Raw genomic sequence first — 17,955 nt, 5'->3', positions numbered from 1 at the left:
ACGGCCAGTTCCCAGCCAGCGCCCCCGGGTCGCCCGGCGAGCCCAGCAGGGCCATGGCGCTGATTTGCCCGCGCTGTCACCACCTCGGGGCCGTCGCGCTGGAGGGGAGGAGCTCGTCCAGCCAGCTTCCGTCTCCCACAGGCGAGCGCGGTTCCCAGGACGGCCAGAGCGCGAGGCTGCCTCGTTGCCCCCACGACGGGCTGGCCCTCGTGAGCCGCGAGGTGCTCGGCGAGGCCGACGGAGATCCGTTCCTGGGGATCACGATCGCGGATCGGTTCGTGATCGTGGGCAAGCTCGGCGCCGGCTCGATGGGCACGGTGTACCGCGCGCGCCAGGAGGCGATGGGCCGCGACGTGGCCATCAAGATACTGCGGTCGGACAGGGCCTTCGACGCGCAGGCGAAGGCGCGCTTCACCCGCGAAGCGCGCGCGATGAGCCTCCTCCGGTCGCCGCACACGGTCACCGTGTTCGATTTCGGCGAGATCGTGGACGACGCGACGGACGCGGCCTTCGGCCACGGTCGCTCCGCAGAGCAGAGCTCGCCCGTGGAGGGGACGACGTCGAGCAGCGGCTCCCTCTACCTCGCGATGGAGCTGCTCGAGGGCGAGTCGCTCGGTCAGCGGCTCAAGCGCCTGCGGCGGCTGCGCCTGGGCGACGCCGCCCGCTTCGCGCGGCACGCGCTCCTGTCGCTGGCCGAGGCGCACGACAAGGGGATCATCCACAGGGACCTCAAGCCGGACAACCTGTTCCTTGCGAGGCCCCCCGCGGGTGAGCACGAGGAGATCGGCAAGGTGCTCGATTTCGGCATCGCGAAGGTGATGACCGGGACAGAGCGGCCGGTCGACGCCCTCGAGACCCAGGCAGGCACCGTCTTCGGGACGCCGCGGTACATGTCGCCGGAACAGGCGCAGGGCAGGCCGCTCGACGCGCGGAGCGACCTCTACTCGCTCGGCGTCCTGCTCTACCAGATGCTGGTCGGGAGGCCGCCGTTCATCGACGACGATGCGGTCGTCGTGATGGCGAGGCACATCAAGTCGTCGCCCGTGCCGGCGAGCGAGGCCGCGCCGGACGCCAGGATACCGCCGTCGCTCTCGCATCTCCTGCAGCGCGCCCTGGCCAAGCGGCCCGAGGATCGGCCGCGGAGCGCCCAGGAGTTCATCGCCGAGCTCGATCGTGCGATGGACGAGGCCAGGCCGAGCCTCGACCGCGAGCGCCTCGGCCCGGCTCAGCCCGCCGAGGCCGGCGCCACGAGCGAGCTGCTCGCGGTCGTAGGCGACGGCGAAGGCGCCGCGCAGGCGCCGAGCACGCTGCGTCCCGCGCCACGGAGGCGCACCTCGCGCGTGGCCGTCGGCGCCGGCGCCCTGACCCTGATCGTGATGGCGCTTGCCGTGCGCGAGCTCCGCCGGCCTGCGGACGGCAGCGCGCGCAGCCTTCAGAAAGGTGTAGCGCTGGAAGCGAGGGCACTCGCGAGCGCGATTTCGCGCGCCGACCCGCCGCCCGCCGCCGCGCCGACGGCGCCGGCGCTGCCGCCTGCCGCGCCGACGGCGCCGGCGCTGCCGCCTGCCGCGCCGACGGCGCCGGCGCTGCCGCCCGCCGCGCCGCCCGCGGGGGCCGCCAGCGCGGCGCCCGCGCCCACGGGCGTACCCTCGGCGTCGACACCGAGGCGAAAGCCAGCGCAGCCGCGCAAGCCGTATGTGAAATTCGACTGATGACGGCACGCGCGCGGGACCGCTGCGCAAGGCCGACGTGGGCCCCCGAAGGCCCGCTCTTCCATGGAGTCCCGTCGCGCGAGAGACAGCGGCGTCCAATCGCGAAGGACGCCGAGAGTCGCTGTACGAGCCGGAGGCTAACGTGTAACTTCGCCGCGCACCGATGGATCCCCGGGAGATGGAAACGCTCGTCCAGCGGCTCGTCACGAATCCGCATGACGGGGAAGCCCTGGCGTATGCTCACCGAGCCGGGGAGCAGGACCCGCGCTCGTACGCCATGCTGCTCGAGCGCGTCGGCAGCTCCACCGCAGATCCATCGTACGCGGCGCACTGGCTGAGCGAGGCCGCGAACGTGTGGTCGACCACCATCGGCGACGCGCACCACGCCGCGCGGACGCTCATGATCGCCATCGACAAGGATCCGACGCAGCGGACCGCGGCGGAGCGGCTGGCGCAGCTCTACCGCGACAAGGGCGATCAGAAGGCGCTCGTCGCGCTCCTGGAGCGGCTCGTCAAGGCGCTCACGCCGCTGCTCTTCGAGCGGCCCGAGGTGCGCGCGCAGGTCTCGACCCTGCACGAGGAGCTCGGCCGGCTGTGGAGCGAGCCGCCGCTCTCGCGGCCGGAGCGCGCCCTCGAGAACTGGCGCCGCCTGGCGGAGCTCGATCCGCACAACGTCTACGCCATCTACGCCGCCCGCGAGATGCTGAAGGCCCAGCAGCAGTACGCCGAGGCGATCCCGTACTTCGCGATGGAGCAGGCGCTCGTCGACGACCCGGATCGGCGGCTCGCCCTGCTGCGCGACGAGGCCGACATCCGGCGCCGCGCCGGCGATCTCGCGGGCTCCACCGTGGCGCTGCGGAACGCGCGCGCGTTCGTGCCGCACGACATGGGGCTCATCCAGGCGCTCGGCGTCGCCATCGTCGACCGCATCGAGGCGGGCGAGCCGGTGCCGCAGCCAGAGCGCGACGAGGCCGCGGAGCTCTTCGTGGCGCTCGCGGAGACGTACGACGGGGAGTACGGCTACTCGTACTCGGTCTACGCCCTCCGCGCGGCGCCCGGGCACGATCGCGCGATGCAGCTCGCCGACCATTACGGGAAGCAGCTGGGCCGCATCGCGGAGCTCCGCCCGCGCTACCTCGCCTACCTCCAGGTCAACCCGAACGGGTTCATGGCCCCCGAGGCGCGCAAGCGGGCGTCCGTGCCGCCCCCCCCGCGGCTGCCGTCGGTGCCGCCGCCGCCCATGGGTGTGGCTGCCGCGCCTGCGCACCGGTCGTCGGTGCCGCCCAGCGCGGGAGCCGTCCTTGCGCATGCGTCCGTGCCACCCTCGGGCGTCCTCTCGTCGCCGGCTGCCGCTGGGCTGGTCGAGCCGGGGGTGGCCGCGTTCGCGCCGGCGTCTTCGTTCGCTCCCGCGCCGGGGTCGACGGCGCCGGACACGCTGGCTTCGCCCGCGGATGCCGCGTCGCCGGCCTCCGGGGGGGCGTACGGCCTGGCCGGCGCCGCGCCGGCGCCTGATGCCTTCGGCGGCTCGGCTCCCTCGGAGGCGCTGCAGCCGCCGAGGGAGGAGCCGGCCGAGCTCCGCAAGCCGCTGACGCTCGCCAAGCTCCGCGAGGTGCTCAAGGGCGAGCCGGCCAACCCGGACGTGCTCGCGCAGGTCGAGGAGCAGCTGCGCCAAAAGCGGATGTTCGTCGAGCTGCGGGACGTCCTGCTCGCGGCGGCGCGCGTCCCCGAGGCGCCCATCGAGCGCAGGAAGGCGCAGCTGCGCGACGTCGCCGGGCTTTGCGAGGCGCAGCTGCGCGACGTCGACTCGGCGGTCCAGGCCTGGAAGCTGCTCTCAGAGCTCGATCCCGGCGACGCGCAGGCGCAGGCCGAGCTAAGGCGGCTGCTCGAGCGGAGCTCGCGGTGGGACGACCTCGCCGCGCTGCTCGAGCACGACGCCGCGGCGACGCCCGACGTCGCGCAGAGGGTCGAGATCGAGAAGGCGCTCGTCGCGCTCCATGAGCAAAAGCGCCGCGACCCCATCGCGGCCGCGGAGGCGTGGGTGCGGATCGCGGGCCTCATGCCTGACGACGGCGCGGCGCTCCTGTCCGCCGTCAAGCTCTTCGAGCGCGGCGAGCGCTTCGATCTCGCTGCGCGGGTCCTCTCCGACGCGACCTCCTGGTTCCAGGGGAAGCTGAACCACGGACCGCTCCTTCAGAAGCTCGGCGAGCTCCGGATGCGGCTCGATGAGCCGGGCGCCGCCGGCGACGCCTACGGCCAGGCCGCCGAGCTGCTGCGCCAACCGAGGCTGTGGGAGCTCGCGCAGAAGGCCTACGTCGCGGCGGGGCGGCTCGCCGAGGCGGCGAGGGCGCTCTGTGAGCGCGCGCTGCTCGCGGACCGCAAGGCGCGCCCGGCGCTCCTCGTCCAGGCCGCCGAGCTGCTCCTCAGCGCCGGGGACGTCGACGGCGCGCTCGACCGCGTCGAGCGCGCCATCGAGATCGATCCGGCGACCGACGCCGCCCCCGCGATCGAGGATCTCTACCGGCGCGCCCATCGGTGGCCCGAGCTCGTGCGGTTCCTCCTGAGCCGGGCCGAGGTGCTCGGCGACAGGGCGGAGCGCGTCGCGGCGCGGCGGGCCGCGGCGGCCCTGCAGCGCGAGCTCGGCGATCGCGACGGGGAGCGCGCGACGCTCACGCTCCTGCTCGCCGACGGCGATGACGCCGAGGCCATCGAGCGGCTGGCCCAGGACGCAGGCGAGCGTGGCGATCACCAGCAGGGCGCGGAGCTCCTCCGCAAGCTCGGCGATCTGACGGACAGCGAGCCCGGCAAGATCTCGCTCGCCCTGCGCGAGGCGCGCATGCTCGCGGAGGGCCCCGGCGACCTCGAGGCCGCGATCGCGCGCTACGAGGCGGTCGTGGCGACGCTCGATCCGCAGAACCGGATCGCGCTGCAGGGGATCGCCGATCTGGAGGAGCGGCGCGGCAACCCGAGGGGCGTCGCGGGCGCGCTCGAGCGTGAGCTCGTGCTCGTGTACGGCCACGACCAGGTCGACATCGCGCAGCGGCTCGCGGCGCTGTACGAGGGCCCGCTCGACGATCCGCGCGGCGCCGTCCGGGCGCTCGAGATCGTTCACGCCGTCGAGCCGGACGACCTCGACGCGGTCGCCCGGCTCCTGCGGCTCGCCGAGCGGCTGAACGACTGGCCGAAGGTCGCGCGCCTGATGGCGATCCTGATCGAGGTGGAGGGCGACGACGACGAGGCGTCGCAGATGACCCGGCGCCTCGCCGAGATCCTCGACCAGCAGCTGGGCAAGAGCGATGAGGCGCTGGCGCTCCTGGAGTGGCTCGCCGATCAGGGCGACGAGCCGTGCCGAGAGGCGTACGTCGCGCTCGGCGATCGGCACGGGTGGAAGGGGATCGTCGCGACCAAGCTGGTCGCCTGGAACGAGTCGATCGCGCGCGCGGGGCGCGAGGTCGCCCTGCGCGGGGCCTTCGAGCGTTTCGTGGAGGTCGGTCGCCAGAAGGACGCCGCGCGCGTGGCGATGGAGCTCGCGCGCTCCCGCACCGCCGACGCCGGCCTCGCGGAGAAGCTCGAGGCGATCGCGGTGGAGCTCCAGGATCGCGAGGCCCTCGCCGTCGCGCACGAGCTCCTCGCGAGGGATCTCTCGGGCGCGGCCCGGGCGGCCGAGCTCGTGCGGCAGGCCGAGGTCCGGGTCTCCGTGGGCGCCGATCCGCTGGAGTCGATCCACCACGGCGAGGGCGCGCTCGCGAGCGTGCCGACCGCCGAGGTCGAGCCGCTGCTCCAGCGGCTCGCGGCGCTGGCCGAGGCGCCGGGCCTCATCATCGATCTCTTCGAGCGCCAGGTCAGCCGGTGCCGCACGCCGGCCGATCGCCTCGCGGCGCTCGTCCGCGCCGCCCAGATCGCCTGCGAGCGTGGCGCCATCGACCGGGCGAGGAGCTTCTTCGAGCTGGCCCTCGGCGGCGGCGTCCAGGAGGAGACGATCGCCACGCTCGAGCAGGTGGCGCGGGACGACGACGAGCGGTCGCGGTCGACGGCGCTGCGCACGGTCCTCGCCGAGGCGCTCGCGGCCGGCGGCCAGGGCTCGCGCGACGGCGGCCGCACCCGGGCGGCGCTCCTGCGGCGCGCGGCCACGATCGCCTACCAGGATCTCGGCGACGTCGACCGCGCCTTCGGCTGGCTGGGCGGCGCCGTGCTCACGCAGGTCGACGACGCTTCGCTCGACGCGCTCGAGGCCCTCGGGCGCGAGGTGGGCGACCTGCCCCGCGTCGGCGCGACGCTGGACCGCGCGCTGGACGAGGTCTTTGACGGCCCGCTCGTGCGCAAGCTCCTGCAGCGTCGCGCCAGGCTGCGGCGCGACGTGCTCGGCGACCGGCAGGGCGCCGCGGCGGATCTGAAGAAGCTTCACGATCTGTCGCCCTCGGATCAGGACGTGGTGAACGACCTGTCGGGTCTCCTGCTGGAGCTCGGCGATCACCGCGGCATGATCCAGCTCTACGAGGACCAGATCCTCCGCGGCCGCGATCCGGCGCAGCGGGCGGAGCTCGCGCGCAAGGTGGCGCGCCTCTGGGAGGAGGAGCTCGGCGAAGCGCGCGAGGCGGCGGACGCCTGGCGCCGCGTCCTCCGCATGAAGGCGGGGGATCCGGACGCGACCGCGGGCCTCGAGCGGGCCAAGACCGGCAAGCTCAAGCGCACCCCGCCGCCTCCTTCGCTGCCGACGCGCGCGCCGGGCCCGCCGCTGACCGAGCCGCCGCTCGCGCCCCGGGCGCCGGCGCTCGAGACGCTCGGCCTCGAGGCCGGCGCGGTGGCGGCGGTGAGCAACGGCTACGCGGGCTTCGAGGCGCACGAGGGCGTCGAGGCGCAGCCGGCCGCGGAGGCGCAGCCGGTTGCGGAGGCGCAGCCGGTTGCGGAGGCGCAGCCGGTTGAGGCGTACCCGGCGGCGGAGGCGTACCCGGCTGTGGAGGCGCAGCCGGTTGAGGCGTACCCGGCGGCGGAGGCGTACCCGGCGGCGGAGGTGTACCCGGCTGTGGAGGTGTACCCGGCGGCGGAGGCGTACCCGGCTGTGGAGGCGTACCCGGCGGCGGAGGCGCTGTCGGCTCCCCAGGCGCAGCCGGCGGACGCCGCCGCCTCGCAAGCGCTGCCGGTCGAGCCGGAGCAGCAGGTCTGGGCCTACGGCGTCGCTGCGCACGCCGACGCGGCCGACGCGGGCAGCGGCGCTGCCGATGTCGATGTGGTTCTGCGCGAGGGGCAGAGGCTCCCTCTGGATAGCGCCACCCAGGTCATCCACGTTGCTCCGGCGGCGTATTCCGATGCGCCAGCCGCTCCCGCGCAGTGGTCGGAGTTCGACGCTCACGCAGGGCCGCGGACGCTCGGCGACATCGACAACGGCGAGGCCCATCGAGCGCACGATGAGGCGCCCCTCTCGGCCCCTGCGCTGCCCGTCGCGCCCGCCGCCCCCATGGCGCCTGTCGTGCCGCCCTTACCTGGCTCCGACGCGATCGACGTCGACACGGATGCGGAAGACGTGGAGTTGATCGACGACGACCCAGGTGCTCGCTAGCTCTCCCCCGCCGATCCTGCCCCCGGCGCTACGGCCGGGCGATACCGTCGCGGTGATCGCCCCTTCCAGCCCGTTCGAGCACGTCCTCGCGCGTGTCGGCATCGGCTGGCTCGCCCAGCGCTACCGCGTCCTCTTCGACGCGGGCGAGGGGCCTCCGTTCGACGGCGACGGCCGGCGAGGCGGGCCGCCATCGCTGTCGGCGCCCTCCCATCACGGGCTGTTCGCGCGGGCCGGGTACCTGGCCGGCAGCGACGCCCGGCGCAGCGACGAGCTCGCCCGCGCGCTTTCGCACCCCGACGTCAGGGCCATCTTCGCGGCCCGCGGCGGCTACGGCGCGAACCGGTTCGTCCACCGGCTCGACTGGAGCGCCCTCGCAGCGCACCCCCGCTGGATCGTCGGCTTCTCCGACGTAACGGCCCTCCACGTCGAGGCAGCGCGCGCGGGCGTGGCGTCGCTTCATGGCGTCCATGTCACCGCGCTCGGGCGCGGCGACGCCCGCGTCCGCGCCGCGCTGATCCGCGCCCTCGAAGATCCGCGGGGTGAGCGCCGCTTCGACGGCCTCACCACGCTGCGCGCCGGCGTGGCCGAGGGGCCGCTCTTCGGCGGCAACCTGGCCCTGCTCCACGCCTGCGCCGCCGCGGGGCGGCTCCGGGTCCCGGAGGGGTGCATCCTCCTGCTCGAGGACGTCACCGAGCGGCCCTACCGCATCGATCGCATGCTCGCGACGCTGGAGGTCGGCGGCCACCTCGCCCCGGCCGCGGCGGTGGTCCTCGGCGACTTCGATCAGTGCGCCCCAGGCCCCGACCGCATCACGGTGGACGAGGTCCTCCGCGACAGGCTGCTCCCGCTGGGCATCCCCGTCGTCGCCGGGCTGCCGATCGGCCACGGCCATCGCAACGAGCCGGCCATCCTCGGCGGCCACGCGCGCGTCCTCGCTCACGGCCCCGACGCCGCGGTCACGCTGGCGGGCGCCTGAGCGCCCGCGCGGTCACGCGGTCACGCGATCACCAGAAGACGCTCTTCCGCTCCTTCAGGCCGCGGTTCAGCATCGACTGGATCCGACCCTTCACGAGCGCCACCTTCTCCTGGATCACCGCGTCGTCGTCGTCGGGGTCGCCGTGGAACGTCATCGGCTCGCCGAAGTAGATCCGGTATCGGGTCGGCAGCGGCAGCTGGCCGCCGGGGAGCAGGAGCTGTGGGATGATCGGGAACGTCGGCATGCCGAGCGCCTTCGAGACCGACTCGAGGTTGCCGAGCGAGATGTACTGTTCCTCGCCCCCGATGACCGCGATGGGCACGATCGGCGTGTCGGTCTCGAGCGCGAGCCGCATGAACCCGAGCCCGAAGTCGAGCAGCTGATAGCGGCTGGAGAACCCCTTCGAGATCCCCTTCGTCCCCTCCGGGAACACCAGGATCGCCGCGCCCATGTCGAGCAGCCGGCGCGCGTTCTCGGGGACGCCGACCACCTGGCCCACGCGCGAGAAGAAGGTCGCCACGAACGGCAGCGTCTGCGTCCACTTCTCGACCATGCTCCGCATCACGCGCGGCGGCTCCGCGTCCAGGAACAGCGAGGCCGCGATGAGCATGCCGTCGAACGGGAGCTGCCCCGAGTGGTTCGCGATGAGGAGCACACGGCCGGTCGGGACACGCTCGATGCCGAACACCTCGGTCCGGAAATAGAAGCGATGAAAGAACGCGGCGACCCCGACCGCGTACTTCGCCCACTCCCGGTCGAGCCCGAACGGGTCGACCCCGTCCGCCGCGTGAGGCAGCGCGACCCGGCGCAGACGGTCCTCGAAATCCTGACCGAGCAGCCGGATTGTCGCGTCGTCGATCGTGCCGCGCAGGCTGTCGACCCCGACGCGCGCGAGCGGCAGCGCGCTGTGCGTGACGAAGTGGCTCAGCCTGGCGAGCGTCGTTCTGCTGGCCATGGGCGGCGGACGATAGCAAAACTCGCGTGGGCCTGCACCGGCACGAAGGGCTTGACCATCGGCCTCCTCGAAGCGACCGTCGCTCCGATGAGCGAACGAATGCTCGGTCGAGGCCGCCGTCCCGCCGCGGACACCGATCCGTCCCTCCGGTCGATCCTCATCACCGGCATCTGTGGTCGCCTCGGGCGGCGCCTGGCGCGGCGCCTCCACCGCGAGCGGCGCGTGATCGGCGTCGACCGGCGCAGCTTCGAGGGGCGCCCCAAGGACATCGAGCATCACCAGATCGACATCCGCCGCAAGAAGACCCAGGACATCTTCCGCCAGGAGCAGCTCGCCGCGGTGGTCCACCTCGGGGTCATGCACGATCCGCGGGTGAGCCAGATGGAGCACCACAGCTGGAACCTCGCTGGGTTCCAGCGGCTGCTCGAGTTCGTCGCGCAGTACGACGTGCCCAAGCTCATCGTGCTGTCGAGCGCGAACGCCTACGGGCCGCGCCCCGACAACCCGCAGTTCATCACCGAGGACGCCCCGCTGCTCGGCGGCGCGTCGTTCAGCGAGATCCGCGACCTCATCGAGGTCGACATGCTGGCGCAATCGTTCTTCTGGAAGCACCCCCAGACCGAGACGGTCATCCTCAGGCCGGTCCACATCCTCGGCTCCGTGCGGAACGCGCCGTCGAACTACCTCCGGCTCAACGTGATCCCGACCCTCCTCGGCTTCGACCCGATGGTGCAGGTCATTCACCAGGACGACGTGGTCTCCGCGATCCTCGCGGCGCTCCGCCCCGGCGTGCGCGGGATCTTCAACCTCGCCGGGCCCGCGCCGCTGCCGCTCTCGCGCGTCATCGAGATGACCGGCCGGGCGCGCGCGGCGATCCCCCACTTCGTCATGCAGACGATCATCCCGCGGCTCTGGCGGTTCAGGGCGACCTCGTTCCCGGCCCCCGAGCTCGATCACATCCGCTACGTGTGCATGGTCGACGATCGGCGGGCGCGCGACATCCTCGGCTACACGCACGAGCACGACATCCAGGAGACCGTCCAGGCGGTCGACGACATCACCTGAAAGGCGTCATGAAGCGAGCGACCCGGATCGAGCGGCTCGTCGACTACTACGAGGACTTCGCGCCCGACTACGTCTCCACCTGGAAAGACATCCAGCACTACGAGAAGCCCGTGCGCGCGTTCCTGCGCGAGGTGGTCGCCGACGGCGCCCGCGTGCTCGACGCGGGCTGTGGCCCGGGCCATCTCACGCGCGATCTCCCGCCGTCCGTCGAGGTCGTGGGCTTCGACATCGCCGAGGGAATGCTCGAGATCGCGCGCGAGAAGCGGCCCCACGGCGCCTATCACCGGCACGACTACCACCTCCCGATCCCCCGCTCCTGGGGGCGGTTCGACGTCGCCCTCGCGCTCGGCACCCTCGAGTTCTGCGACGATCTCTCGCTCGTGCTCAAGAACCTGGCCGGCGCGATGCGCCCCGGCGGCCGCCTGCTGGTGAGCATCGTCGAGCGGAGGCCGAACGTCCGGCTCCACGAGCGCCACGCGCGCCCGCTCTCCGACGCCGAGCTGACCGGCGTGAAGATGTATCTTTACACCTTCGCCGAGCAGACGGACGCCATCCTGGGTTCTGGCCTGCTCCCGCGCAGCTACCGGCTCCACCCCGGCTGGCGACACACGGAGTACGACGTCGACGTGCTCTACGCGCTCTGGGACCTCGAGGTCTCACGCGGCGGCCGGTGATCACCCTGGACAGCGCGGCGAGCCTTTCCGCGCCGCGCTGTCCAGGGTATCTCGTGGAGAGGAGAGCCACGGTTCGATGGAAGTGAAGCTCGGCGGCACCTTCCTGACCTGCGCGATGGGGCCCCTGCACCACGCCGGCGCGTGCATGCAGGCGAGCCGGGTGCCGGAGGGGCTCCGCGAGCTGACGCCGGAGGGGCTCCTCGGAGGCTTCCAGCGCGGCGTCGATCAAGCCGCGAAGCTCGCGGGCGTGCGCCGGGAGGACGTCGAGCGCCTCCTCCCGATGGCCGACGTGCGCGAGGCCATCGAGCGGCTCGGCGACAGCCAGTCCGAGGCACTCCTCGCCTGGGATGTCTACGCCGGGCGCATCGGCGGGCTGCTCGAGGGCGTCGCCGAGGTGACCGACCACGGTCGGGCCCCCGACGCCGGCATGTGGCTCGAGCGGCTGGCGAACAAGGTCCGGCGCGATCGCCCCTTCGCGGAGCCGCTCCAGGTGCTCGCCGAGGACATCGCGCAATGGCAGGTGATGATCGGCCGCTGCCGCAAGCTGCTCGACGAGAGCGGCGGCGGCGCGCTCGCCAGGGCGTATCGCCGGCGGAGGCTCCGCAGGATCGCGTCGATCGTGGTGTCGGCGCTCGTGATCGTCGCGGCGCTGTCGGTGATCGTGCGGCTCCGCGCCGCCCGCGCGCGCGTCGATGCGGTCCTGGGGCGCCCGGAGGTGTGCGCGGTCCGCGACATCGCGGAGGACGATCTCGGCCGCGCGGCGAGCGAGCAGCAGCGGCGCGTGGCCGCGCGGCTCGAGCAGTGCGCCGCGGTGGAGGCCCGCGAGGCGCGCGAGCGTGAGGAGCGGCTGCGCGCCGAGGAGAGGGCCCGCGAGGAGCAGCGGCTGCGCGCGGAGCGCGACGAGAAGTGCGCCGCGCTCGCCGTGCGGTTCAAGGCGGGGGCGTTCTCGGACGACGACGGCAAGATCGCCGGCGTGGAGAAGGATCTGCTCCGGCGGATCGCGGGGCGGAGGCTCCTCGCCACCGACGTCGGACCGGCCGGTCCCGCGCTGCCGTGCGAGGGCGCGCGCGGCGGCGACGAGCTGCGCGCCGCCTTCGCGGACGCCCTGGTCGCGTCGGTCTGGACGTGGGCGCCGGCCGCCGATCCCGGCCCGAAGCTCGGCGATTTGCTCGTGGCGCGGCGCGCGGAGCTGCCCCCCCGCGCGCAGACGATGCTCGCGGTCCGGACCGGATACGAGTCCAAGCGGGCCATCGTATCGGGCGATCCGGCGGCGCTCGAGCGGGCGTCGCGCCTGTGCGCGCTCACGGCGAAGCTCGAGATCGCGAGCGGGGCCGGCTGCGCGGCGCTGGCGAGGCTGGCCGTCAAACCCGCGCCGTGAGCCGGCGGTCCGAGGGATCGCGACGTGAGCTGCGCTCACCTCGGGGCCGCCGGTCGAGCGCGTCGTCGCGGACGCTCATCACCTCTCGCTCAACCATCGACCATCGCCGGCGCTGCGCGGGGAACAGGGGCTCTTCGAGCCCGCCGCCTTCGGACGACCAGGGGTGCGTCTGGGCGATGACGTTTTACGGGAGGTGAGGGGAGAGGGGCCGGAGGAGCGCGGGCGGGACGATGGGCGCCCCGCCCGACAGGTTGCCTATTTCAGGGCGGGGATGGAGTCCGCGTCGAGCACGCACAGGCCCGCGCCGGCGTCGCACTTCACCTTGAGCTCCGGGGAGATGCGAGGATTCACGCAGAGGGCATCATCGCCCTTGTCGGTGGGGATCGGAGCGCCCCCGGGCTCGGGATTCGGGGCGTAGACCCGACAATCGATGGCGGGCCAAACTCCGACGACCTTGTACGTCGCCGAGCAGCTCTCCTCCGAGTAGGTGACTTCTGCCTCGAATTGATTGCCGAGGTTGGCGGCCGTCACGTACACGCGCATGTTGCGCCACTCGAGCTTGTGCGATCCCGGCGCCACCGGCGGTACGCCGCCTTCCCCACCGCCGCCCTCGCCCGCACCGCCGTCGCCGGCACCACCGGCTCCGCCAGCGCCGCCTTCCCCGGCGCCACCGGCTCCGCCGGCGCCGCCTTCTCCGGCACCACCGGCTCCGCCTTCCCCGGCGCCACCGGCTCCGCCAGCGCCGCCTTCCCCGGCGCCACCGGCTCCGCCAGCGCCGCCTTCCCCGGCGCCACCGGCACCGCCGGCGCCGCCTTCCCCGGCGCCGCCCTCGCCGCCGGCGCCGCCCTCGCCGCCGGGCAGCAACACCACCTCGGCGGGATCGAACGTCGGCACCGTGCAGATCTCGTTGTCATCCGGTTCGCGCGCCGCGAAGGCACCGATCGCGAACGGGTTCAGATCCGGATTCGGGTCGATCGCGGCGCCGCCGCGGTACCAAGTGCCGAATTCCAGGGTCTGGATCGCGACGAGCTTCTCGCTGTCGGGGAGCTTGTCGTCATTCTCGTCCGGATTGTACACCTGCATCCCGACCAGCTCGACAGTCCCGTCCTTCCGAGCACACGGGCCCTCGGCATCCCCGTCGATCCGGGTGAACTTCGTTGCGAACGCGGACCCGAGGGCGCCGCCGACCGTGCACTCGGGCTTGGGCTGCGAGCAGCCCGGAGACATCGCCGCGAGCGGTGAGAGCGCCGCGAGCCCTGCCATCCAAACAAGCCATCGCTTCTTCATCGCTTGCATCCTTTCCCGCGCGCGACGCGCCTAGAACGTCACCCGCGCGCCGAACCGGAACTGCCGCGGTGTCTGGAACTGCGTCGGCTCACCGTAGTTCGGGTTCACGGCCTTGGGATCGAGCGGCTCGCCGGTGTTGTGGTCCTTCACGCATGTCGGGCCGCTGCTCGGATTCAGATCTTCCTTCGTTCCACCGACGCAGGGGTCGACGTACGCGGTCGTGTAGCGCTGGTCCACCTGGACGGTCTCCTGGAAGTTGAAGATGTTGAAGACATCCATGGTGACGGTGAGCTCGCTGTCCTTCGCGAGCTTGACCGAATAGCCGATGTGACCGTCGATGTTGTGGATCCAGGGGAGGCGGCCGCCCTCGCCTCGAGGCAGGATGAACGTCTCGTCGGAGCCATACAGGTAGTGCGCTCCCCAGTAGTCGATGGGGGCGCCTGAGCGGGACCTGTACGTGAGGCCGAGGTCGAGGACCATGCCCTTCGGGAGCTCGATCGCCTTCGCGCCGTAGACCTTGATCTCGTGCGTGTTGTCGCCGGGCAGGGCCCCATCGCGGTTGACGAGGAGCGACGCCAGATCGAACTCCGTGTTCATGTTCGGATCGAGCTGGTCGGTCTCGGGCTTGAAGAGGCCCGGGTAGTTGCCTCGCAGGTACGACAGCGTATAGCTCACCTGGGCGAGCCACAGGTCGGAGAAGATCTTGTTGAAATACAGGGTCAGCGCGTCGTAATCGCGCCTCGCCTCCGTGAAGTCCTTGGCCATCCCCTTCCCGGGGTTGCCGATGAAGTAGGTGTTCGCCTCGTCCCGGCTCATGTCCTCGATGACGTTGTTCATCCAGCGCTTCGTGTACAGCGCGCCGACACGCCCGTTCGGGATGACCTCGTACTCGCCGCCGAGCACGATCTCGTCGGACGACTGCGGCTCGAGGTCCGGATCCACCGGGGCCTTGCCGCCGCCGAACGTGAACCAGTTCTTGTTCGGGTCGTGGTTGAAGGCCCCTGGGGCGCCGAAGGCCTCGTCGTACGGAACCCGGCTGTCGTCGTTCCGGCACTGCCCTTCGCCATAACCCGTCGCGTCCTCGGGGTTCCCAGGGTTACAGCCGCTGGCGCCGCCCCGGTGGTAGGAGCGGGTGTACCGCTCGTCGCCGAACGTGCGATCCATGATGTCGAGGGGGACGCTCTCGTAATACCGCGCGTAGTTCGCGAACACCTTCGACCGGCCCTCCTGCGTGATGTCGTAAACGACGCCCACGCGCGGAGACCACTGGTTCGCGAGCGCCAGCCCGAGCTTGCCGTCGCTCGCGTACAGGTACTGCGCGTCGTAGCGCACGCCGATGTTCAACGTCACCCGGTCGAGGATGCTCCAGCTGTCCTGCGCGAAGGCGCCGATCGTCGCGCCGAGCGACGACACCGTGAGCTTGTCCTGGATCACATCGTTCCTGGCGCCCGGGCCGGTCGCCAGGCCGTCCGGGCCGGTCAGGAAGCCGAGCTGTCGCTCGTCATGGGAGGCATCCCAGTCTCCCTCCTCCACGTAGGTGGTGCCGCCCGCGTACGCCTTGATGTGCTTGTACGTCGTGATCTCGCCGTCGATGCCGGCCTTGACCACGTGGTGCCCGAGCCCCTCGAAGATGCTCGTCACCATCGCCTTCAGCTGGAAGCGGTTGAGCGAGGCGTCGTCGATGAAGTCGGGGCCGCCTTGCCAGTACTGGCGCACCGCGCAGGGCACCGCGGCGACCTCGCCGGTCTCCGTTTCCAGCGGCTCGCACATGGCCCGGGCTTCGGGGGAGAGCGTCTCGAAATCGTAGATCGAGTACGGGTTCGGGGAGTACCGCTGCCAGACCATGAGGGGCACGCCCGCCAGGCCCTCGTGCGTCCCGAGCTCCGAGCCGTCCGGGGGCAGCCGCGCGTTCCGCTGGCCGTGCCAGCCGAGCGTCGCGTCGAGGAGCAGGGTCTTGTTCTTGAACGCAGACGACCACTTCAGCGCGACGTCGGTGGACGACGCCACGTACTCGTGCGCCATCGCGCCGTACTCGCCGATGATGTTGGAGAGCTCGGTCACGCCCTGCTGCGGGTCGAACCCGAACGTGCCGTTGCCGCCCGAGGTGGAGGGCGAGCCGTAGACGGAGAGCGCCACGCTGTGGTCCGGATCGATCTGGTAGGTCAGCTTCCCGAGGTACTGCAGCGTCTGCTCCTCGACGCGGTAGAAGCGCTGCGTTCCCGGCAGCCGGTCGACGACGTTGAGCCCGGTCGCGCGATCCGTCACCGGCTCGAACGTGGTGGGGTCGTAGCGCGTGGCGAACAGGTTGCGCTCCATCGAGTTGCTCTTGAACGCGAGATCGGCGCCCGCGTAGAACCAGAGCTTGTCCTTCAGGATGGGGCCGCCGACCTCGAACCCGTAGTCGCGGATGGACGACAGGGCCTCGTCCGTCTGGATGGTCTCGCCCTGGCGACGGACCGCCTTGGGCGCGCCCTCGAGAACGCCGGGCGTGATGTTGAAGAAGACCGAGCCCTGGAACGCGTTGCCGCCGCTCTTCGTGACGACATCGAGGACACCCCCGGTCGCGCGGCCGAACTCGGGCATGTACCCGCCGGCCACCACGTTGACCTCCTTGATGAACTCCATGGTGAGCGGCGTGCCGACGATCCCGTAGGCCGGGTCGTTCACCGACAGGCCGTCGATCACGTACTGGTTCTCGGGGGAGGAGGTACCGGCGATGGACGTGCCGAACTCGTCGGCCTGCGCCCCGGGCGTGGTCGCGGCGACCGACTCGAAGGAGCGGGTCGTGGCGCCCTTCCCCGTGGGGGGCGAGACGGCGATGCGCCGGGTGAAGTCCTGGGTGATGCTCTGGCTCACGCTGCTCGAGCCGACGTCGACCGTCGGCGCGCGGCCGACGACGACGATCTCCGCCGCCTTGAGCGCCTCCGGGAGCAGCTCGACGTTGACGCGGATGGTCGTCGCGGCGCGGACCGCGATCCCGCCGCGCGCGTACGGCTTGAACGCGTCCTTTTCGAAGCGCAGTGTGTAGTCGCCCGGCGGCAGGTTCGGGATACGGTACTGGCCAGTGCCGTCCGTGACGACCAGCTGCTCCCCTTGCAGCGCTGGCGATGTCGCCGTCACGACCACATCGGCGGCCGGCGCCCTGTTCGACGCGTCGACTACCCGCCCGAGGAGCACGCCGCTGCCCGTCTGCGCGAACGCAGGGTACGCGGTCAACAAAGTCATCGCGAGCAGCAGCAACGCCGCCCACGGCCCCAACGGCGCACGTGTGCGCCCTCCGTGTTCCAGCCTCTTTTCGAGAAACTTCACGGAATTCCCTCCAGAAGTGTATGCCCCTCGAGTCCTTCCTTACCCTAGACAGGAATCGCGCCAGACAATAGACTTTTTTGTAGGACTCGCGCGCTTGTACACTCCGGGTAGGCGCCGCACGCTTCCATACGTCGCGGCTTCTCTACCTCGATCGGCTCGAGTCCCAGGAGTTACGACCCCTCATGTTCGACTCGGTACTCGGTCGCGCTACCGCCACCCAGGGGCGGCTAGGGACGGGGACAGCGCTCTCGATCGTCGCCCACGTGGCGATCGCGGGCGCCATCCTCTGGCAGGCCACGCGCCCTCGAACCGAGAAGCCGAAGGACGTCGAGGTCACATTTTTCGCCCCGGCGCCGCCGCCTCCTCCTCCGCCACCACCGCCACCTCCGGGCGGCGGCGCGAAGCGCCCGCCGAAGGTGGAGCGCATCGAGCAGCCGAAGCCCGTCAAGACGCCTGACACGATCTACGACATGCCGGAGAAGCCCAAGGCCAAGGCGCCAGAGCCAAAGCCGGAGCCGGAGCCGGAGCCGGTCAAGGAGGATGCGCCGGAGCAGCCGGGCGGCGTCGAGGGGGGAGTCCAGGGCGGCGTTCGGGGGGGCACCGTCGGCGGCGAGGTCGGCGGGCAGATGGGCGGTCAGCTGGGCGGCAAAGTCGGCGGCCAGGTGGGCAGCACGGCGCCGCCGCAGAACGTGGTGCTGGCGTTCGGCCCTGGAATGGAGCGTCCGAAAGAGGTCTCAGGTTGCAAGCCCAGCTTCACGCGCGAAGCGCTCGCCGCCAGGGTCGAAGGCCTCGCGCTTGTCAAGTGCGTCATCACTCCTACGGGCAAGCTCACCAGCTGCAGGATCGCCAAAGGCCTGCCGCACATGAATGAGGCGATCCTGAACACGCTGACGACGACCTGCCGGTATACGCCCGTGATCTACCAGGGACGCCCCGTCTCCGTCGACTACACCATTCCCATCAGGCTGAAGATGCCATGAAGGCGTTCAGACGGGACGGGTATTGTTGAGAGGGCGGAGCACGTAGTAGAGAAGGGTGCGTGGTAGGT

The 17,955-nt window shown here is 71.9% G+C and carries 10 protein-coding genes; 7 read left to right on the top strand and 3 right to left on the bottom strand.

Annotation, left to right across the window (positions count from 1 at the left end):
• Positions 1–53: 53 nt before the first annotated feature.
• The 3 genes from WMF39_RS23455 to WMF39_RS23445 all read left to right on the top strand — a co-directional run bounded on the left by WMF39_RS23455 (position 54) and on the right by WMF39_RS23445 (position 8,239).
• The gene (locus WMF39_RS23455) at positions 54–1,709 is read left to right on the top strand and encodes a protein kinase domain-containing protein (protein WP_437747686.1); all 1,656 of its coding nucleotides are present in this window, start codon (positions 54–56) and stop codon (positions 1,707–1,709) included.
• Positions 1,710–1,887: 178 nt separating this feature from the next.
• Positions 1,888–7,263 carry a hypothetical protein gene (locus tag WMF39_RS23450; RefSeq protein ID WP_437747685.1) on the top strand — a complete coding sequence of 1,792 codons (5,376 nt, stop codon included), beginning with the start codon at positions 1,888–1,890 and terminating at the stop codon, positions 7,261–7,263.
• Entirely contained in the window at positions 7,253–8,239 is a 987-nt protein-coding gene (locus WMF39_RS23445; RefSeq protein WP_437747684.1) for a S66 peptidase family protein, read from the top strand. Before WMF39_RS23450 ends, WMF39_RS23445 begins: the two co-directional genes overlap by 11 nt.
• 28 nt (positions 8,240–8,267) lie before the next feature.
• On the opposite strand, the gene WMF39_RS23440 is transcribed toward WMF39_RS23445, so the two are convergent.
• On the bottom strand, positions 8,268–9,194 hold the full coding sequence (locus WMF39_RS23440) for a lysophospholipid acyltransferase family protein (RefSeq protein ID WP_437747683.1): 927 nt from the start codon (positions 9,192–9,194) through the stop codon (positions 8,268–8,270).
• 99 nt (positions 9,195–9,293) lie between these two features.
• Here WMF39_RS23440 and WMF39_RS23435 point away from each other — a divergent pair, with 99 nt between their 5' ends.
• The 3 genes from WMF39_RS23435 (at position 9,294) to WMF39_RS23425 (ending at position 12,311) form a co-directional block, all read left to right on the top strand.
• On the top strand, positions 9,294–10,259 hold the full coding sequence (locus WMF39_RS23435; RefSeq protein ID WP_012236892.1) for an NAD-dependent epimerase/dehydratase family protein: 966 nt from the start codon (positions 9,294–9,296) through the stop codon (positions 10,257–10,259).
• An 8-nt stretch (positions 10,260–10,267) separates the two neighbouring features.
• Entirely contained in the window at positions 10,268–10,933 is a 666-nt protein-coding gene (locus WMF39_RS23430; RefSeq protein WP_437747682.1) for a class I SAM-dependent DNA methyltransferase, read from the top strand.
• A gap of 76 nt (positions 10,934–11,009) precedes the next feature.
• On the top strand, positions 11,010–12,311 hold the full coding sequence (locus tag WMF39_RS23425) for a hypothetical protein (protein ID WP_437747681.1): 1,302 nt from the start codon (positions 11,010–11,012) through the stop codon (positions 12,309–12,311).
• A 255-nt stretch (positions 12,312–12,566) separates the two neighbouring features.
• Here the strand turns inward: WMF39_RS23425 and WMF39_RS23420 are convergent, their stop codons facing one another.
• A complete protein-coding gene (locus WMF39_RS23420; protein ID WP_437747680.1) occupies positions 12,567–13,598 on the bottom strand; it encodes a hypothetical protein in 1,032 nt (343 codons plus the stop codon).
• Between the two features lie 30 nt (positions 13,599–13,628).
• Positions 13,629–16,823, bottom strand: a complete 3,195-nt coding sequence (locus WMF39_RS23415; RefSeq protein WP_437747679.1) for a TonB-dependent receptor — start codon at positions 16,821–16,823, stop codon at positions 13,629–13,631.
• Between the two features lie 266 nt (positions 16,824–17,089).
• Between WMF39_RS23415 and WMF39_RS23410 the strand changes: the two genes are divergently transcribed.
• Positions 17,090–17,887: an energy transducer TonB gene (locus WMF39_RS23410; protein ID WP_437747678.1), complete on the top strand. Its 798-nt coding sequence runs from the start codon at positions 17,090–17,092 to the stop codon at positions 17,885–17,887.
• Positions 17,888–17,955: the final 68 nt, after the last annotated feature.

Origin of the sequence: Sorangium sp. So ce1504 (genome assembly GCF_051521635.1) — a bacterium.
GTDB classification, from domain to species: domain Bacteria; phylum Myxococcota_A; class Polyangia; order Polyangiales; family Polyangiaceae; genus Sorangium; species Sorangium cellulosum_B.
The sequence above is the reverse complement of the archived record's forward strand: the minus strand, read 5'-3'. Positions and strand labels throughout refer to the sequence as shown.